Raw genomic sequence first — 2,498 nt, 5'->3', positions numbered from 1 at the left:
TTGGTTTTGGAAGTTCGCGAAGCCCACTTCTCAAAACCAAGCACCCCGCCCCGGGTCTCGTCTGTGTATTTCCCGCTGGGCGAGCTATAGATGCCATGCACCGATGCGCTAAAGCGGCGACTTGAAATTGGTGCTATATTTAGCTCGAGTTGTTAAGTGTTAGTACGGGAGTCTGATATGGGGCTGTTCAAGAAGAAAAACCCGCAGGATGCCTTTGATCCCGATGTGTTTACCATCACGGACACGATTTTGGACCCGCCGCGCTTTACGTTTTTGCCGGCTATCTACCAGGATGCCACGCGTCGCAAGTGGGCCGTGCATCAGCGCGGCGCGACCCCGAGGATTTTTGACTACGCGGATGTGCTGCAATGCGAGATTGTCGAGACCGGAAATCCCGAGGATGTGCCGCAGCTCAGCAATCGAGAGCTCGCTCAGCAGATTTTGATTAACCCAGCTCAGGCTACCAAAAACAATGCCGCCAAGCGTAACATGTGCCTTGGTATGGGTGTCGTCGTTGCCGTGCAAACCGGCGAGGATGAGATTTCGAAGCTTGAGATTCCTGTGACTGCGGGCGAAGTCAAGCGAGACTGCGGCCTATATCGGTCGTATCGGAACGTTGCGGAACAGATCAAAGAAGCCTTCGACGCCATGGGGCGTTCGGAGCAATGATGCCCGCAGCATCAAGCGGTCGAGGAGCCTTACCCATGTCGAGTGAACCATATGCGATTCCGCCCAAAGATCGCGCCTTTGAGGGCATTCTTTGGTATATCAACCATTATGACCTGCAGGGTGGCGACCGGCTGCCCGCCGAGCGCGTGCTCTGTGAAGAGCTGGGCGTGTCCCGCACGGCGTTGCGCGCTGCGATCACGCGTCTCATTTCGTGCGGAACCTTGGAAAGCCGCCGCGGTTCGGGCACCTATGTGTGCCCGCCCAAACCGCTGAACATCTTTCAGGAAACGTGGAACTATACGCAGGCGGTGGAGAGGGTCGGCTCAAAGTCAACCGCACGCCTGGTATGCTCCAAGGTCGTGTACGCCGATATCGACCTGGCCCAAAAGGCCCAAATCGAGCTGGGCATGCCGCTCTTCTGCATTCGGCGCGTGCGCGTGGTCAATGGTTCCCCGGCGTCGATCGAGACGGCATACGTCAATCTGTCTTTGTGTCCCTCGCTTCCCGATCACGATTTCGAGCAGGAGAGCCTCTACGACGTTTTGCTCAAAGAGGGGAATGTCCGCGTGTCGCACGGCAAGGAGCATATTTCCATCAGCCGTCTGAACGCCGACGAGGCCAAGTTGCTGGATGCCCAGGAGGGCGCCCCGGTGTTTTATAAGGCTTCGCACGAGCGCGATGAGAACGATGGCTTTGTCGAGTATTGCAAGTCCGTGACCCTGCCGACCAAGTATCGATTTGCCGATAACGGTGAGGCAGACGGCGTTGCGACGAAGGTGGGTGTCGAATGGCTGAGGCAGTAGAAGACTTGCCGGTTTACAAGCAAATTCGCCGCTGCATTGCGGAGCGAATCGAGCGCGGTGACTATCCGACGGGCTCGATGATTCCGTCCGAAAATGAGCTGGCCGAGGAGTTTGGCACGACGCGCCTGACCATCCGCAGCGCCATGGATGAGCTGGTCAAAAGTGGCCAGATTCGTTGCGTGCAGGGCAAGGGCGCCTTTGTGGGGCACAAGTGGTTTGACGAGCACGCTCGCAAGGGCGGCTTCCGTCAGTCGGTTTTAGCTTCGGGCGCGACGCCGTCGGTGCGCATCCTGGCGCGCTCCAAACGCTATGCCGGCCCGTATTATGCCGACTTGTTTGGTATCGGCGAGGACGATCTGCTCTACTCGGTGCGCCGTCTTAACTGCATTGATGGTGAACCCGTGTCGATCGAGATGACGCTGATCCCGTGTCTGCTGTTCCCTGGCATCGAAGACGTGGACATATCGGTTTTCAGCCTGTATGAGACCTATGACATGTTGGGCCGAAAGCCAGATAAATCGATTGAGAAGCTCGATATTGAGGCGCTGGGCGCACGCGATGCGAGTTTGCTCGATCTTGAGCCGGGCGACCTGGCCCTCGTGCTGGAATGCCTGACCTATGACTCGAGTGGACAGGTTATCGAGTGTGCCAAGTCTTTTACCCGCGGCGATGCCGGCGGATATACCTACAACTATTAGTGTTCAGAGCGTCCTTGTGTACGGCAGGGCGCTCGTCTTTTATGGCCATATGTCGCTTGACCGATGGGCGGCAAAAACTGACCGTCTACCGAGAGGGGAGGATGAAATCGAAAAATCGGTATTAAAAACGGCTAACCTGTAATCGTTCACTGGTATTAAGAACCTTTGAATTGTTGAGCTTGGGGCCAAGATGACCACAAGGTTAGGCGGTGCGACGGGACGGTAAGCCCGTCCGGGCCGTGTGACAATTCAAACTGCTCGTGAAAGGAGCGGGAATGAAGGAGACCGAGAAGATCGAGATCATGCACTTCGACCAGGAGGGCTACCT

At 56.6% G+C, this 2,498-nt stretch carries 3 protein-coding genes; all 3 read left to right on the top strand.

Annotated features, from left to right (window positions below):
• Positions 1–177 precede the first annotated feature (177 nt).
• The 3 genes from DWX63_RS10980 to DWX63_RS10970 are packed head-to-tail and all read left to right on the top strand — an operon-like array spanning position 178 to position 2,170.
• Positions 178–669 carry a hypothetical protein gene (locus DWX63_RS10980; protein WP_117636071.1) on the top strand — a complete coding sequence of 164 codons (492 nt, stop codon included), beginning with the start codon at positions 178–180 and terminating at the stop codon, positions 667–669.
• A gap of 35 nt (positions 670–704) precedes the next feature.
• The gene (locus DWX63_RS10975; protein ID WP_117763892.1) at positions 705–1,472 is read left to right on the top strand and encodes a GntR family transcriptional regulator; all 768 of its coding nucleotides are present in this window, start codon (positions 705–707) and stop codon (positions 1,470–1,472) included.
• Positions 1,457–2,170: a GntR family transcriptional regulator gene (locus tag DWX63_RS10970; protein ID WP_117843727.1), complete on the top strand. Its 714-nt coding sequence runs from the start codon at positions 1,457–1,459 to the stop codon at positions 2,168–2,170. Before DWX63_RS10975 ends, DWX63_RS10970 begins: the two co-directional genes overlap by 16 nt.
• Positions 2,171–2,498: the final 328 nt, after the last annotated feature.

This window comes from Collinsella sp. AF20-14LB, from assembly GCF_003459505.1.
GTDB lineage: Bacteria > Actinomycetota > Coriobacteriia > Coriobacteriales > Coriobacteriaceae > Collinsella.
This window is presented reverse-complemented; position numbering and strand designations above follow the sequence as displayed.

Bases quoted from the DNA above. Each gene is read 5' to 3' on its own strand.
- DWX63_RS10980 (WP_117636071.1), top strand. From the start codon at position 178: ATGGGGCTGTTCAAGAAGAAAAACCCGCAGGATGCCTTTGATCCCGAT.
- DWX63_RS10975 (WP_117763892.1), top strand. From the start codon at position 705: ATGTCGAGTGAACCATATGCGATTCCGCCCAAAGATCGCGCCTTTGAG.
- DWX63_RS10970 (WP_117843727.1), top strand. From the start codon at position 1,457: ATGGCTGAGGCAGTAGAAGACTTGCCGGTTTACAAGCAAATTCGCCGC.